This window comes from Allobosea sp. GW821-FHT09G06, assembly GCF_059416005.1.
This window is the reverse complement of record NZ_JBWKOI010000001.1, coordinates 1,124,706-1,139,118: the sequence shown is the minus strand read 5'-3', so window position 1 is coordinate 1,139,118 and position 14,413 is coordinate 1,124,706. Positions and strand designations below refer to the sequence as shown.

At 66.7% G+C, this 14,413-nt stretch carries 15 protein-coding genes; 2 read left to right on the top strand and 13 right to left on the bottom strand.

Features of this window, described 5'->3' with window-relative positions; all coding sequences use genetic code 11:
* Nucleotide 1: 1 nt before the first annotated feature.
* The 5 genes from AC07NY_RS05450 to AC07NY_RS05430 form a co-directional block, all read right to left on the bottom strand.
* The gene (locus AC07NY_RS05450) at nt 2-874 is read right to left on the bottom strand and encodes an alpha/beta hydrolase (RefSeq protein WP_494582350.1); all 873 of its coding nucleotides are present in this window, start codon (nt 872-874) and stop codon (nt 2-4) included.
* Nucleotides 875-956: 82 nt separating this feature from the next.
* Nucleotides 957-2,363: an NAD(P)(+) transhydrogenase (Re/Si-specific) subunit beta gene (locus AC07NY_RS05445; protein WP_257731133.1), complete on the bottom strand. Its 1,407-nt coding sequence runs from the start codon at nt 2,361-2,363 to the stop codon at nt 957-959.
* A gap of 5 nt (nt 2,364-2,368) precedes the next feature.
* Complete coding sequence (locus AC07NY_RS05440) at nt 2,369-2,803, bottom strand: NAD(P) transhydrogenase subunit alpha part 2 (protein WP_494582348.1); 435 nt, start codon at nt 2,801-2,803, stop codon at nt 2,369-2,371.
* 18 nt (nt 2,804-2,821) lie between these two features.
* A complete protein-coding gene (locus AC07NY_RS05435; protein WP_494582346.1) occupies nt 2,822-3,961 on the bottom strand; it encodes a Re/Si-specific NAD(P)(+) transhydrogenase subunit alpha in 1,140 nt (379 codons plus the stop codon).
* Between the two features lie 37 nt (nt 3,962-3,998).
* Nucleotides 3,999-4,283, bottom strand: a complete 285-nt coding sequence (locus AC07NY_RS05430; protein ID WP_494582344.1) for an aa3-type cytochrome c oxidase subunit IV — start codon at nt 4,281-4,283, stop codon at nt 3,999-4,001.
* A gap of 269 nt (nt 4,284-4,552) precedes the next feature.
* Between AC07NY_RS05430 and AC07NY_RS05425 the strand changes: the two genes are divergently transcribed.
* Nucleotides 4,553-4,777 carry a hypothetical protein gene (locus AC07NY_RS05425; RefSeq protein WP_494582343.1) on the top strand — a complete coding sequence of 75 codons (225 nt, stop codon included), beginning with the start codon at nt 4,553-4,555 and terminating at the stop codon, nt 4,775-4,777.
* An 11-nt stretch (nt 4,778-4,788) separates the two neighbouring features.
* On the opposite strand, the gene AC07NY_RS05420 is transcribed toward AC07NY_RS05425, so the two are convergent.
* The 5 genes from AC07NY_RS05420 to AC07NY_RS05400 form a co-directional block, all read right to left on the bottom strand.
* Nucleotides 4,789-6,150, bottom strand: a complete 1,362-nt coding sequence (locus AC07NY_RS05420) for an ABC1 kinase family protein (protein ID WP_494582341.1) — start codon at nt 6,148-6,150, stop codon at nt 4,789-4,791.
* A 230-nt stretch (nt 6,151-6,380) separates the two neighbouring features.
* The gene (gene pepT, locus AC07NY_RS05415) at nt 6,381-7,610 is read right to left on the bottom strand and encodes a peptidase T (protein WP_494582340.1); all 1,230 of its coding nucleotides are present in this window, start codon (nt 7,608-7,610) and stop codon (nt 6,381-6,383) included.
* Nucleotides 7,607-8,503 (bottom strand): beta-keto acid cleavage family enzyme, encoded by an 897-nt coding sequence (locus AC07NY_RS05410; protein WP_494582339.1) that lies wholly within the window; start codon nt 8,501-8,503, stop codon nt 7,607-7,609. Before AC07NY_RS05410 ends, pepT begins: the two co-directional genes overlap by 4 nt.
* The gene (locus AC07NY_RS05405) at nt 8,500-8,895 is read right to left on the bottom strand and encodes a type II toxin-antitoxin system death-on-curing family toxin (RefSeq protein ID WP_492285047.1); all 396 of its coding nucleotides are present in this window, start codon (nt 8,893-8,895) and stop codon (nt 8,500-8,502) included. The genes AC07NY_RS05410 and AC07NY_RS05405 overlap by 4 nt, the downstream gene beginning before the upstream one ends.
* The gene (locus tag AC07NY_RS05400) at nt 8,892-9,152 is read right to left on the bottom strand and encodes an AbrB/MazE/SpoVT family DNA-binding domain-containing protein (protein WP_492285048.1); all 261 of its coding nucleotides are present in this window, start codon (nt 9,150-9,152) and stop codon (nt 8,892-8,894) included. The genes AC07NY_RS05405 and AC07NY_RS05400 overlap by 4 nt, the downstream gene beginning before the upstream one ends.
* Nucleotides 9,153-9,324: 172 nt before the next feature.
* Between AC07NY_RS05400 and AC07NY_RS05395 the strand changes: the two genes are divergently transcribed.
* Nucleotides 9,325-10,950, top strand: coding sequence for an acyl-CoA synthetase (locus AC07NY_RS05395; RefSeq protein ID WP_494582338.1), 1,626 nt, complete (start codon nt 9,325-9,327; stop codon nt 10,948-10,950).
* 12 nt (nt 10,951-10,962) lie between these two features.
* Here the strand turns inward: AC07NY_RS05395 and AC07NY_RS05390 are convergent, their stop codons facing one another.
* The 3 genes from AC07NY_RS05390 to AC07NY_RS05380 are packed head-to-tail and all read right to left on the bottom strand — an operon-like array spanning nt 10,963 to nt 14,329.
* The gene (locus tag AC07NY_RS05390; protein ID WP_494582337.1) at nt 10,963-11,814 is read right to left on the bottom strand and encodes a PCC domain-containing protein; all 852 of its coding nucleotides are present in this window, start codon (nt 11,812-11,814) and stop codon (nt 10,963-10,965) included.
* Nucleotides 11,811-13,445 (bottom strand): acyl-CoA synthetase, encoded by a 1,635-nt coding sequence (locus tag AC07NY_RS05385; protein ID WP_494582335.1) that lies wholly within the window; start codon nt 13,443-13,445, stop codon nt 11,811-11,813. Before AC07NY_RS05385 ends, AC07NY_RS05390 begins: the two co-directional genes overlap by 4 nt.
* Nucleotides 13,442-14,329, bottom strand: a complete 888-nt coding sequence (locus AC07NY_RS05380; protein WP_494582333.1) for an IclR family transcriptional regulator — start codon at nt 14,327-14,329, stop codon at nt 13,442-13,444. Before AC07NY_RS05380 ends, AC07NY_RS05385 begins: the two co-directional genes overlap by 4 nt.
* Nucleotides 14,330-14,413: the final 84 nt, after the last annotated feature.

The following is a 14,413-nucleotide window of genomic DNA, read 5'->3' as shown; positions in this document are numbered from 1 at the left end:
GTCAGGGACGAGCGCCCGCTCCCTCCCCGATCGCACGGCTCTCCGCTCCCGCGATGCTCCCCGACGCGACCTCGGCCAGGAAACGCCGGATCTCCCCGATCGAGCCGTATCGCGGCAGGTCGGAATGCCGTCCGGCCGGAAAGCGCAGGAAGCGCTTGGGCGCGTTCGCGAGCTCATAGAGCTGCTGCCCCTGGGCGAAGGGAATGACCTGGTCGCGCTCGCCATGCAGCACCAGCAGCGGCGCCTTGACCCGGCCGATGACCGCATCCGAGCGGAACTGGTCCTTCATCAGCAGGCTGAGCGGCAGGTACGGATAGGTCCCTTGCGCCACCGACAGCGTCGAGCGGTAAGGCGCCTCCAGCACCACCGCCTGCAACGGCACTTCGGCGGCGAGCTTCAGGACGACGCCGGTGCCCAGCGACTCGCCGTAGCCGATCAGGTTGCCGGCCCCGAAGCGCGCGGCCGCAACCCCATAGGCCGCCCGCGCATCCTGCAGCAGCCCCTCCTCGCTCGGCATACCCGAGGAGCCGCCATAGCCGCGATAGCTGACGGCGAAGAGCCCCGCGCCGTCCTCGGTGAGCCCGCGGAAGCGCTCGATCCGCCCTGGCCGCCCGAGATTGCCGGAATTGCCGTGGAAATAGAGCACGACCGGCTTGCCCGCGCGCGGCGGCACCACCCAGGCGACGAGCCGCTCGCCATCGGCCGTGGCGACGCTGACCTCCTCGGCGGCGGCCAATCCGGCCGAGGCGATGTCGGCTTTCGCCGGATCGCGCGGAAACACGAGCTCGCGCTGGCGCATGTAGAGCGTGCCGAGCACCGCCAGATAGGCCGCAAGGCCCAGCAGCAGCACCGGTTTCAGCAGACGCAGGATCATCGCGCGGCACATGTTCCGAAAACGAAAGGGCCGGCGATCAAGCCGGCCCTTTACAGCAATCCGATGGCGGGGCGGTGCCCGCTCAGTGAGCCATCGCCTTGACGATCTCGTCGGTGACCTTCTTGGCGTCGCCGAAGAGCATCATGGTGTTGGGGCGGAAGAACAGCTCGTTCTCGACGCCGGCATAGCCAGCCGCCATGCCGCGCTTGATGAAGAGCACGGTCTTGGCCTTCTCGACGTCGAGGATCGGCATGCCGTAGATCGGCGAGGACTTGTCGGTCTTGGCGGCCGGGTTGGTGACGTCGTTGGCGCCGATGACGAAGGCGACGTCGGCCTGGCCGAATTCCGAGTTGATGTCCTCGAGCTCGAAGACCTCGTCATAGGGCACGTTCGCCTCGGCCAGCAGCACGTTCATGTGGCCAGGCATGCGGCCCGCGACCGGATGGATGGCGTATTTGACCTCGACGCCTTCCTTCTTGAGCAGGTCGGCCATCTCGCGCAGCGTGTGCTGCGCCTGCGCCACCGCCATGCCGTAGCCCGGCACAATGATGACCTTGCCGGCGTTCTTCATGATGTAGGCTGCGTCGTCCGACGAGCCCTGCTTGACCGGACGGGCCTCGACCGCGCCGCCCGCGCCGGCCGCGGCATCGTCGCCGCCGAAGCCGCCGAGGATGACGGAGATGAAGCTCCGGTTCATCGCCTTGCACATGATGTAGGACAGGATCGCGCCCGACGAGCCGACCAGCGCGCCGGTGATGATCAGCGCCATGTTGCCGAGCGTGAAGCCGATGCCGGCGGCAGCCCAACCGGAATAGGAGTTCAGCATCGAGACGACGACCGGCATGTCGGCGCCGCCGATCGGGATGATCAGCAGCACGCCGAGCACCAGCGAGACCGCGACGATCAGCCAGAAGACGGTGTGGCTCTCGCTCTTGATGAAGATCGCGAGCAGCACCACGAGCGCGATGCCGAGGCCGATATTGATGCCGTGGCGCTGCGGCAGCATGATCGGCTTGCCGCTCATCCGCCCGTCGAGCTTGAGGAAGGCGATGATCGAGCCGGTGAAGGTGATCGCGCCGATCGCGACGCCGAGCGCCATCTCGAACAGGCTGGCGCCCTTGATCGAGCCGACACGGCCGATGTTGAAAGCCTCGGGCGCATAGAGCGCGGCAGCCGCCACCAGCACGGCGGCGAGGCCGACCAGCGAGTGGAAGAAGGCGACGAGCTGCGGCATCTGCGTCATCTGCACGCGCTTGGCCATCACGGCGCCGATGCCGCCGCCGATCGCGATGCCGAGAAGCACGAGCAGCCAGCCGGAGAAGCCGGACGGCGGGAAGAACACCACGGTCGTGACGATGGCGATCGCCATGCCGATCATGCCGTAGCGGTTGCCCTGTCGCGAGGTCGTCGGGTGCGACAGGCCGCGCAGGGCCATGATGAAGAGGACGCCGGAGACGACGTAGAGCAGGGCTGAGAGGTTCGCGGCCATGGCGATCAGCCCTTCTTCTTGTACATCGCGAGCATGCGCTCGGTGACGAGGAAGCCGCCGAAGATATTCACCGAGGCGAGTATCAGCGCGAGGAAGCCGAAGACCTTGGCCCAGATCGGCCCGTCACCGAGCGCGGGCAGGGCTTCGACGCCGACGGCCAGCAAGGCGCCGACGACGATGACCGAGGAGATCGCGTTGGTGACCGACATCAGCGGCGTGTGCAGGGCCGGCGTCACCGACCAGACGACGTAGTAGCCGACGAAGACGGCGAGCACGAAGATCGCGAGGCGGTAGACCGTCGGGTCGACGCCGCCGGTCGCGATGCTGGCCGCGGCCGCGGCCTGGTCGGCATAGCGCTCGGCGAGCTCGGCTGCCTGTTTGGCGAGGGCCGCCGCGTTGCGCGCCTGTTCGAGAGCCTGTTCGGTGGAGGGAGTTGCCATGGTCGGAATTCCTTACGCTCAGGCCTTCGGCGCGAAATTCGGATGGATGACGGCGCCGTCCTTCGTCAGGGCGGTCGCCTTGACCAGCTCGTCGTCCCAGTTCACCGCGAGCTTCTTCTCGGCCTTGTCGATCAGCGTCTCGACGAAGGCGAAGAGGTTCTTGGCGTAGAGCGCCGACGAGGTCGCAGGCAGGCGGCCCGGCACGTTGAGATGGCCGACGATCTTGACGCCGTTATCCGTCGTCACGACCTCGCCCGCCTTGGCCAGTTCGCAGTTGCCGCCGCGCTCGACCGCGAGGTCGACGATCACGGAGCCGGGCTTCATGCTCTCGACCATCGCCGCCGTGATCAGCTTCGGCGCCGGACGGCCCGGGATCAGCGCGGTGGTGATGACGATGTCCTGCTTGGCGATGTGGCTGGCGGTGAGTTCCGCCTGCTTCGCCTGGTATTCCTTGGACATCTCCTTGGCGTAGCCGCCGGCGGTCTGCGCCTGCTTGAACTCCTCGTCCTCGACGGCGAGGAATTTTGCGCCGAGCGATTCGACCTGTTCCTTGGTGGCGGGACGCACGTCGGTCGCGGTCACGATGGCGCCCATGCGGCGCGCGGTGGCGATCGCCTGCAGGCCGGCGACGCCGACGCCCATGATGAATATCTTCGCGGCCGGCACCGTGCCCGCCGCCGTCATCATCATCGGCAGCGCCCGGCCGTACTCGGCGGCGCCGTCGATCACGGCGCGGTAGCCGGCGAGATTGGCCTGCGAGGACAGAACGTCCATCACCTGCGCACGGGTGATGCGCGGCATGAACTCCATCGCGAAGGCGGCGACATTGGCCTTGGCCAGGGCCTGGACCTGCGCCTCGTTGCCGTAAGGGTCCATCGTCGCGATGACGAGCGCACCGGCCGGCAGGCCAGCGATCTCACCCTCGGACGGACGGCGCACCTTCAGCACGATCGCCGCGCCGGCGAGCGCTTCCGCCGCCGTTTTGGCGAGCGTTGCCCCTGCCGCCTCATACTCCGCATCGAGGATGCCGGAGGCTTTGCCTGCCCCGGCCTCGACCACGACCTCGGCACCGAGGCCCTTGAACTTGCGGACGGTCTCCGGCGTCGCTGCGACGCGGGTTTCCGCCCCTTGCGTTTCGGCTGGGACAGCAATGCGCATGGCGGGGGCAGGCCTTTCCGGCGTTATGGGGAGACGGTCAGAGCAGGAGCAGCGCGAGCAGCATCAGGACGAGCGCGACGAGCGGCGCACGCCAACCGATCGACGGGGCGGCGATACCAACACCGGTCCCGAGGACGGCAAGCAGCGTACCGATCAGCGCCGTGCCCCAGGCATGCTTCGTGCCACCGACGGCGAGCGCCGCGACGATGGCAAGGCAGGCGACCGTTCCGACCTCGGCGAAATGAATGAACCCGGTATAGGTCCGCTCGTGCTCGGGATAGTCCATCGCGGGAGCGTCGGCGTGATGGGCGTGGTCGGCCATGGTCTCGATCCTGAAAAAGACACAGTCTCTCTAAGCCTGTAGCGCACCCGCGACGCACGGGCAACGCGGCAGCGTGCTGCAACCGTGGAGCGTGGCGCGACCACACCGCACTTATCCTCTTTAGCGGCGATATCGAGGCGATTCAATCGATTTAGATAGAAGGATATTCTTTCGTTGCCGCTGTTTTTGAAGCGATTAACGCCAGTCCGCATCGACGGCAGCGTCATCTCGCAAATCCGCCTATGCTGGATCGTCGAACGGAGACACCGGTGGGCGATCCGACCAAGCAAGCTGCGAAAGATCACCTGACGGACCTCGGCCCTGCCCTGCGCGAGAAGGCGAAGCGCTGGTTCGCCGAGGCGCATGAGCAGACGAAGCGCGATGACGAGGATATCGCGCGATGGCGCCACACCTCCGGTGGCGGTGACGGCGGAAGCGCGGGCTTCTGCGACGACTGCGGCGGAGGCGGTGACGGCGGGAGTGGGGGCGACTGAGCGACGCGAGGCTAGGACTTCAAGCCCGCCGCGACCAAAGCCGCGCCCTGTCGCTCGGCAACGCGCTCAACCGAAAACCCCTCGATTTCCGCCTCGAACAACCGGTGGAAGTTCAATTCGGCGTCGAGATGCAGGAAGACGCCGCCGAGCCCGATCGCGGCGCGGTCCATGAACACGAATTCGCGCGGCACCGTCACCGGCCCGCGCGCCTTCAGGGCCTGATGCACCTGGAAGGCCTGCTTGCGGCCATACTCGGCCGGGCTGACATCCTCGGCGATGCGCCTGACCCGATCCTCCAGCAGCGGCCCGTAGATGAAGCGCGCCCAGATGTTCAGGGTATCGACGAGGTCCTTGGTCAGGCCCTTGAAGCCCCAGGTCTCGTAGGCATGGACGACGCGGGCCTCCTCGCCGTCGCGCAGGCCCTTGTAGAGATCGACCACGCCGCCGACGAAGCTCTCCGGGAAGATGCGGATGCAGCCATAGTCGAGCAGGTTGATTCCCTGCGGCTCGCCGTCCTCCGAGAACACCGTGTAGTTCCCGAGATGCGGGTCGCCATGGATGACGCCGTGATGGCTGAACGGGCGCCACCACGCCTTGAACATCGCGGTCGAGATCCTGTCGCGCACCGCCTGCCCGTCCTGCTTGTGTGAGAGGATCGGGCTGCCTTCCAACCAGTGCATGGTCAGAAGCCGCCGGGTCGACAAATCCGGCTCCAGCGCCGGCACGCGCACCTCCGGCGTATCCGACAGGATCGCCTGATAGAGCGCGACATGCTTGGCCTCGCGCTTATAGTCGAGCTCCTCGCGGACGCGGGCACCGATCTCCTTGGCGATCTCGGTCGTATCGATCACCGCGCCCATGCGCCGGTGCAGCGAGAACAGCACCTCGAGCTGGGCGATATCGGCTTCGACAGCCGATTCCATGTCGGGATATTGCAGCTTGCAGGCGAGCGCCGCGCCATCCAGCGTCGTCGCGCGATGCACTTGCCCCAGCGAGGCCGCCGCCGCCGGCTTCAAATCGAACTCGCCGAAGCGCTCGCGCCAGCTGGCGCCGAGCTCGGCCATCATCCGGCGCTTGACGAAGGCCGCGCCCATCGGCGGCGCCTGCGATTGCAGCTTCTGCAACTCGGCGGCGTATTCCGGCGGCACGACATCGGGGATGGTGGCGACGAGCTGCGCCACCTTCATGATCGGACCCTTCAGCCCGCCCAGCGCCTTGGCCAGTGCCTCGGCATTGGTGGCATCGCGCCCCTCGACGCCGAACAGCCGGGCGCCTGCGATCCGGGCCGCCACCCCGCCGACATTGGCGCCGACGCGGGCATAGCGCGCCGCACGGGCAGAGAATCGGTTGGCTTCGGCGTCGCGTTCGGACATGCGGATAGTGCTTTCGCTGTTCCTGCCCACCTCATGTAGGCGCCGGCAGGCCGTGCGCCAATGCGACAAGCCGCGCGCAGTGCCTCCTTGTCATTCCGGAGCTTCGCGCAGCGAAGAACCCGGAAACCACGACTGGGTGAAACAGTCGATGCCTCGTTGCAAGCCGCTCACCCAGTCGTGGGTTCCAGATTCGTGCCTGCGGCACGCCCCGGAATGACAACCGTGTGGCGCTAGACTTCTTGCCCCGCCAGCAGGCAGATGCGCCGCGCCACCTCGTAGGAGGTCTCGAAAGCCGGCAGCGGCAGGAACTCGAAGCGCGAGTGGAAATTATGCGCGCCGGTGAAGAAATTCGGCGTCGGCAGGCCGCGCGCCGAGAGCGCCGCCCCGTCCGTGCCGCCGCGCATCGGGATCAGCTTCGGCGCGATCTGCAATTCGGCCAGCGCCGCCATCAGCAAGTCGAGCGAGCGCCGGTCCTCGCCCAGGCTGTCGGCGATGTTGCCATAGACGTCACTGACCTCCGAGGTGACGCGCCCGGTCGGATAGCGCCGGGCGATCTCCGCCGCGACCTCACCGATCCGGCGCTTGCGTGCCGCGAAGGACGTCTTGTCGAAATCCCGGATATTGGCCCTGAGCACCGCCTCGGCCGGCGTGGCCACGAGTTCGAGAAACCAGGTGTAGCCCTCGCGCCCCTCGGTATGCTCCGGCGTCTGCGCCCGGTCGAAGGACGCCATAAAGTCCTGCGCCATCATCAGCGGGTTCACCAGCACGCCCTTGGCCGACATCGGATGGGCGGTGACGCCGGTGAAGACGATCTCGGCCATGGCGGCGTTGAAATTCTCCCAGACGACCTCGCCGACTTCGCAGCTATCGATCGTATAGGCGAAATCGCAGTCGAACCGGGCGAGATCAAGCGCCTTGGCGCCGCGCAGGCCGATCTCCTCATCCGGCACGAAGGCGACGAGGATGTCGCCATGCTCGTCCTCGGGACGCAGCTCCGCCAGCAGCGTCATCACGATCGCGACTGCTGCCTTATTGTCGGCGCCGAGCACGCTGGTGCCGTCGCTGAAGACGATCTCGCTGCCCTTGTAGGGAGCGATCTCGGGATGCTCGGCGACGCGCAGCCAGATGTCCTTCTCCGCATTGAGGCAAAGATCCTCGCCCTCAAATCGCAGCACCTGCGCCTTGACCACCGGCGACAGTCCGACATCGACCGTATCGACATGGGCGATGAAGCCGATGCGCGGCGCGCCCGGCCTCGTGCCGCGCTTGAGCGCCGTCACCGTGGCGTGGTCGTCGATGACAACATTCTCCAGCCCGAGCGCGCGCAATTCCTCCGCGAGCAGCTCCGCCAGAACCTGCTGGCCCGGCGTGCTCGGCAGGCTCGTCGCCTTCATGTCGCTCTGGCTCTCGATCGCGACATAGCGCAGGAACCGTTCGAGCAGTTTGTCGCGCAGGCTCATAGCGCCTCTCCCTTCGCTTGTCGCGAAAGCCAGCCCCGCACCTCGGCCGCACTGGCAGGCTTCCCGCCGGCGGCCTCGACCAAGCGGACCGTATCCGCGATCAATTCACGATTCGTCTTGTCGCAGCCGAAAGGCGCATCCTCCAGCCCGCCGCGGACATGGACGCCCCGCGCCACGGCCGGGCCGATAAGATCGCGGAGCTCGACGCCGAGCCCGGCGATCATCACTGGCGCCTCTGGCGCATCCTCGGCCAGCAGCCTGAGATGGGCTTCGAGCGCCCATTCGCGCGGCGGAAAGCCCCAGGCGAAGGCATCCGAGAACATCAACCGGTAGATCGGCATCGGCATGCCCGGATAGGCCTTGGCCAAAGCCGCGCCGAGGCGCGTGAAGCCGGGCTCGTAGATCGCGTAGCTCGGGTGGACCTTGTGGCGCTCGGCCACCTCCATCCCCTCGCGGATATGCTCGCCGGGGTTCTGGTAGATGAAGCCTGCCTCGCCTTGCGGGATGCCGGCGAAGGTCGTCCAGTTGCAGGAGCCGGGATCGAGCACGCCCCATTCGGCCAAGCCACGCTTCGCCAGCTCTTCGAGATGGGTGTAGCGGCCGGAGCCGATCATGTCGCCGGCATAGCCTGAGCCCAGGATCGGTATCGTCGGATAGACGATGGCATCGACCTTCGCCCGGATACCCTCGATCGCCTGCGCATAGAGTTCCCAGTCGTCGCGCTGGCGCCCGGTCGCCATATCGTAGACATGCAGATGCACGATCGCCGCACCCGCCTCCACGGCCGCGATGCCATCCGCAACGATATCGGGAATGCTGATGGGAATGCCGGGCTGGCGCTCCTGGCCCCAGGGACCGTTGATCGCGGCCTCGACCCAGATCGGCTTGGTCATGCCGGCATGTCCTTCGGCCAGTTGTCGCGGATCCAGCGCGTCAGCCCGTCCTCGTCGACCTCGCCTGCCGCAAGTGCGAGGATCGCGGCGGCAGCATCCGCCTGCGACGGCGCGAAGGCGACGCCATTGAGGCGCAGAAACGTCATCATCGCGAGGAAGGCGACGCGCTTGTTGCCGTCGATGAAAGGATGATTGCGCGCGATCGCGAAGGCATAGGAGGCCGCTAGCGCTGCAAGATCGGTCTCGCCATAGGCGAAGCGATTGATCGGGCGCGCGAGCGCCGATTCGAGCAGGCCCGCGTCACGAATGCCGTCAGGCCCGCCGAACAGGACGAGCTGCTCGGAATGGATGTCGCAGACCGACTCGAACGGAAGCCAGAGCGGCTCCGTCACTTGGCAAGCTCTCGCAACGTCCCGGCATAGTCCTTCATGGCCTTCCGTGCGATCGCCATCGCACGCGCATGAATATTGTCATGCCGCTGCAACTTGAGAGCTCCTTCAGGCTGCCGGACTAACTCGAGCTTGTCGCCCTCGCTGAACCCGAGTTGCGCCAGCAACTCCTTCGGCAGAATCAGTCCCAGAGAATTGCCGATCTTGCGAATCTGCAGGACAGTCGCCTCGGTCTCCTCGACCTTCTTCAGCTCGCTCATCGCCTCAACCCTCCATGTTCTACAAAATGTATAACATGGGACGGGCACCGCGGCGACTCCTCCCCTTCCGCCAGGATGCCCTTCTTCCCACACCGGATGCGTCTGCCCGCCGCTTGCCAGTTCCGGTCATCGCACGCCTAATCGGGCCTCTGCGAACAGGCCGAGGCCAGACATGCTCGAACGCGGCACCACCTATGACGACACGCTGCGCCGCTTCGCCTGGCGCATTCCCGAGCGCTTCAACATCGGCACCGCTTGCTCGGACGCGCATGCGGATGGCTCAGGCAAGCCGGCGCTGATCTTCGAAGAGGACGGGGGCAAGGTCGCTACGCTCTCTTTCAACGAACTGTCCCGCGCCTCGAACCGCTTCGCCAATCTGCTCGGCGCTCACGGCATCGGGCCGGGCGAGCGCGTCGGCATCCTCCTGCCGCAATCGCCGCAGACCGCGATCGCTCATCTCGGTGCCTATAAGCTGGGCGCGATCGCCCTGCCGCTCTTTATCCTGTTCGGTCCCGAGGCGCTGGAGCATCGCCTCGGCCATAGCGGCGCCAGCGTGCTCGTCACCGACGCGGAGAATATCGGCAAGGTCGAGGCAATCCGCGATGCCTTGCCGAACCTGCGCAAAATCTTCGTCGTCGGCGCCTCCGGCCATCTCGATTTCGAGACGGAGATGGCGAAGGCCTCCGACCGCTTCACCGCCGCCGATACGCGCGCCGACGATCCGGCCGTAATCATCTACACCTCCGGCACGACGGGGAAGCCGAAAGGCGCACTGCATGCCCATCGCGTCCTGCTCGGCCATCTGCCGGGCGTGCAATTGCCGCAGGAATTCTTCCCGCAGCCCGGCGACCTGTTCTGGACGCCGGCCGACTGGGCCTGGATCGGCGGCCTGCTCGATGTGCTGCTGCCCAGCCTGTATTGCGGCGTGCCGGTTCTCGCCTCCCGCGCCCGCAAGTTCGATCCCGAAGCCGCCTTCGCCCTGATGAACAGGCACAAGGTGCGCAACGCCTTCCTGCCGCCGACCGCGCTCAAGCTGATGCGGCAGGTCGTCAATCCCAAGCGCTTCGGTTACGAGATGCGCTCGATCGGCACCGGCGGCGAGACGCTCGGCGCCGACATGCTCGACTGGAGCCGCGAGACCTTCGGCTTCCCGGTCAACGAGTTCTACGGCCAGACCGAGGCGAACCTGCTCGTTTCCAATTGCGCCAGCCTCTATCCGGTGAAGCCCGGCTCGATGGGCCGCGCCGTGCCCGGCCACCGCGTCACGGTGATCTCGCCCGAAGGCCGCGAACTGCCTGATGGCGAGCAGGGGTTGATCGCCGTCGCGAGACCCGATCCCGTGATGATGCTGGAATACTGGAACCAGCCGGAAGCTACGGCGGCGAAGTTCATCGGCGACTGGCTCGTCACCGGCGATAGCGGCGCCCGCGACGAGGAGGGTTATTTCTGGTTCCAGGGCCGCGACGACGACATCATCTCCTCGGGCTCCTACCGCATCGGGCCGGGCGATATCGAGGACTGCATCATCCGCCACCCGGCCGTGCTGATGGTCGCGGTGGTCGGCGTGCCCGATCCCGTCCGCACCGAGATCGTCAAGGCTTTCGTCCTGCCGAAGCCGGATGTGACGCCGACGGCGGAGCTCGCGACTGAAATCCAGGCCTTCGTACGCGACCGGCTGGCGGCCTACCAGTATCCGCGCGAGGTCGAATTTGTGACGGCGCTACCGCTGACCGCGACAGGCAAGATCATGCGCAAGGATTTGCGCAACCGGGAGATCGCGAAGCAGCAGGGCGGCTGACGCTTCGCGGCGTCAGCGCGCCTGCAACACCAGCTCGAAGGTCATCAGCACTGGGTTGTCGCCGCGCTTCAACCGCCCGCTCGCCAGCGCGCCGCTATAGTCGACCAGCGCGACATCGATTGCCGCCTCGAATCCGCCCGCACCACGCACGACCCGCCCATCGGTGATCGCAACCTCCGTCGCGAAATTCTCGACCACGCCGCCAGCGACGAAGCGCGCCCCGATGGTCGAGCCGACGCCGCCATGGATCACCGCCTCGCGGATGCCGCACTCAGCGCAGAAAGCTTCCAGCGCTCCGCAGAAATCGACATTCGGCTTCACGCGCAGCGCGAAGAACCGCCCTGCCCCGGCACCACCTGATCCGGCGGACACCGGCCCGAACAGCTTGAAATGCGTCTCGCTATCCGGCTCGGCTGTGAACACCGCGCCGTCGAGCCCGACGACCTGCAACGTGATCGTCTCCGCGACGGTCGTCTCGTCCGGGAGGATATGCCCGCCACTGCGCTTGCCGTCGCCCTCAACCCACAGCGCATGAGCATGGAAGAAAGGCGCGCCGTCGCGCTGGCCGAAGGTCATCGCGCCGACCTCGATCCGCGCGCCGCCTTCCGGCCGGAAGGTCTCGCTGTAGAAGGCAGCATGCTCCGGTGTCTTCGACAGCGCGGGCATGACATAGGCGAAGGGCGCGAGCTTCAACCGGTCGAGCTTCACCACGCCCGAAACGAAACCTTCGGCCGCAAACCCGCTCCTCACCGCCTCCAGCAATGGCACGCCAGCCGGCAGTGTCAGCGAGAAGGCGCGCCCGCCGCATTCCACCCACTGGATACGCTCGGGCGTGCCGGTGCCGGGCTGCTGGATGCGTCTCACGACGTCTTCCCCTTCAGGAAATCGAGCTCGCCGCGCTTTTCCAGCTCGTCCTTGACGAGGCGCTTCGGCACCTTGCCATAGCCCGATTTCGGCAGGGCCTCCCAGAACAGGAAGCGCTTCGGCATCTTGTAGCGGGCGATCTTGGGACCGAGGAAATCCGCGATCTCGGCTTCGGTCGCGTTCTGGCCCGGCCGATTGACGCAGACGGCGATGCCGATCTCGCCCCAGACCGGATCGGGCACGCCGAGCACGGCGACCTCGGCGATCGCGGGATGGGTCAGGATCTTCTCCTCGATCTCGCGCGGGTAGATGTTCGAGCCGCCGGAGATATACATGTCCGAGGCGCGGCCGGTGATGTAGACGAAGCCCTGTTCGTCCATATGGCCGAGATCGCCGGTGCGGAACCAGCCATTGCGGAAGGATTTCGCATTGGCTTCCGGGTTGTCGTAATAGCCGGCGAAGACGGCAGGCCCGATCACGCAGATCTCGCCCTGAACGCCAGGCTCGACCTCTTTCCCCTCATCGTCCTGGATCTGCACCTGCATGCCCGTGCGCTCGAATCCGCAGGTTCCGATGCGGGCATTCGGCCCGTCCTCGGCCTCATGCAGGGCGGGCGGCAGCACGGTGATGTTGCCGGTGACCTCGCCCAATCCGAAATACTGGACGATCACCTTGCCGAGCTTTTTCAGCGCCGCCTTCTGGTCCTCGCGATACATCGGCGCGCCCGCATAGATGATGTAGCGCAGGCTGGAATGATCGTGCTGGTCGGCGGCGGGGTGCTCGACCAGCATCTTCAGGATCGTCGGCACGGTGAAGATGTTGCTGACCCGGTGCCTGGCGATCAGCCGGTAGGCCTCGTCGATGTCGAAGCGCTCGGTCGGCAGCAGGATCGAGGTCGCCCCGCGCGCCGAGATCATCAATTGATGCACGCCCGCACCATGCGAGAGCGGCGCCACGACCAGCGAAGCGTCCTTTTCGGTCGAGCCCGGCACGAGGTCGCAGAGATGGTTGGTGATGACGAAGCCCATCTGGCCATGGGTCAGCACCGCGGCCTTGGAGCGCCCGGTCGTGCCGGAGGTGAAGAAGAACCAGCAGGGATCGTCATGCTCCACCGCGGCGTTCTCGACGCGCTCGCCGCGATGGCGCGCGATCACCGCGCCGACCTCGTCCTCGCCGAAAGCGGCATCCCCGATCCGCCAGATGAACTCAGGCGCCGGGCTCGCGGCAGCAACCACCGCCGCATGCTCCGGGAAATCGCCATGGCAGAGGAAGCCCTTCGCGCCGGAAGCCGTGGCGAGATAGGCGACCTCGTCGGGCAGCAGGCGGAAATTCGTCGGCACCCAGACGGCGCCAAGCCGGAAGGTCGCGAACATCGAGACGAACATCGCGTCGCAATTCTTGGAATGGACCAGCAGGCGGTCGCCCTTGCCGATGCCGCGCGCCTTCAAACCCGCGGCCAGCGCCGAGGCCTGCGCATCGATCTCCGCCCAGTCGAGGATTTTCTCGCCCCAGATGAAGGCGGGATGCGCGGGCAGGCGCCGCGCATTCTGCGTCGCGATATGGGCGAGGTTCATCACGCGCCGCGTCATCGGCACGACGCCCCCGGTCGGGGTTGTGGTTGCAGAGCTCATTTTGCGGCTCTCCCTGTCTCGATGGATCGCGGGGCGGCAGGCGCGGTCGGCCGCGCAGCCCCTTTGGATACGAACATCTGCTTGAGCAGCGCTTCCAGCCGCTCGGCCTCGCGGGCCAACGGCACAGCAACCTCCGCTTGCCGGCCAGGCGTCATCCGGCTGTCGATTGCGGCGATCGAAAGAGCGCCCGCGACACGCCCGTCCGGATAGCGGAAAGCCCGGCCGATGCCCCATGAACTGGCGACGAGCCGGCCAGGATTGAGCGAGAAGCCACGCTCGCGCGTCGCCGCGATATCGACCCGCAAGGCCTCCGGCGCGAAGCCTGGATAGCGCGCCAGCAGCGCCGCTTCATTGGCCGCAATGACCCGGTCCACATCATCGTCGGGCAGCGCCGCCAGCAGCGCGAGCGAGCCCGCGCCGACGCCGAGCGGATGCTGGTCACCGGCCTGCAAGGCATGGGTGCGCACCGGATAGGTCCCCTCCTCCCGGTGCAGGCAAATCGCGTAATTCTCGCGCCGAACCGTGAGGAAGCTCGTATCCTGCGTCTCGGCCGAAAGCCGCCTCAGGCCGTCCATCGCGATCTCAAGCAGGCCGTGGCGACGCGCCGCCAGCACGCCGAGCACGAACGCCTCTTCTCCCAGGCAATAGCGCCGCGTCAGCGGCTCCTGCTCGACGAGCCCCGCCCGCATCAAGGCCATGAGCAGGCGCCGCGTCGTCGGCTTGTTGAGGCCGCTGCCGGAGACGATCTCGCCAAGCGGCAAGCCTTCGGCCGGCTCCCGCCCGATCAGCGAGAGCAGCCCCAGAGCGCGGTCGACGCTCTGCGAGCCGGATAACCCGACTTCCGGCACGGAATTCTGCGGCAAGCGCTCCTCCAGATGGTCCATGATATGGACCTTATTCTTATCTCGCAACCGTAGATGGGCGCTTTGCGGATTGCAATGCCGCCCCCCTCGTGTAATCTGCGGCCC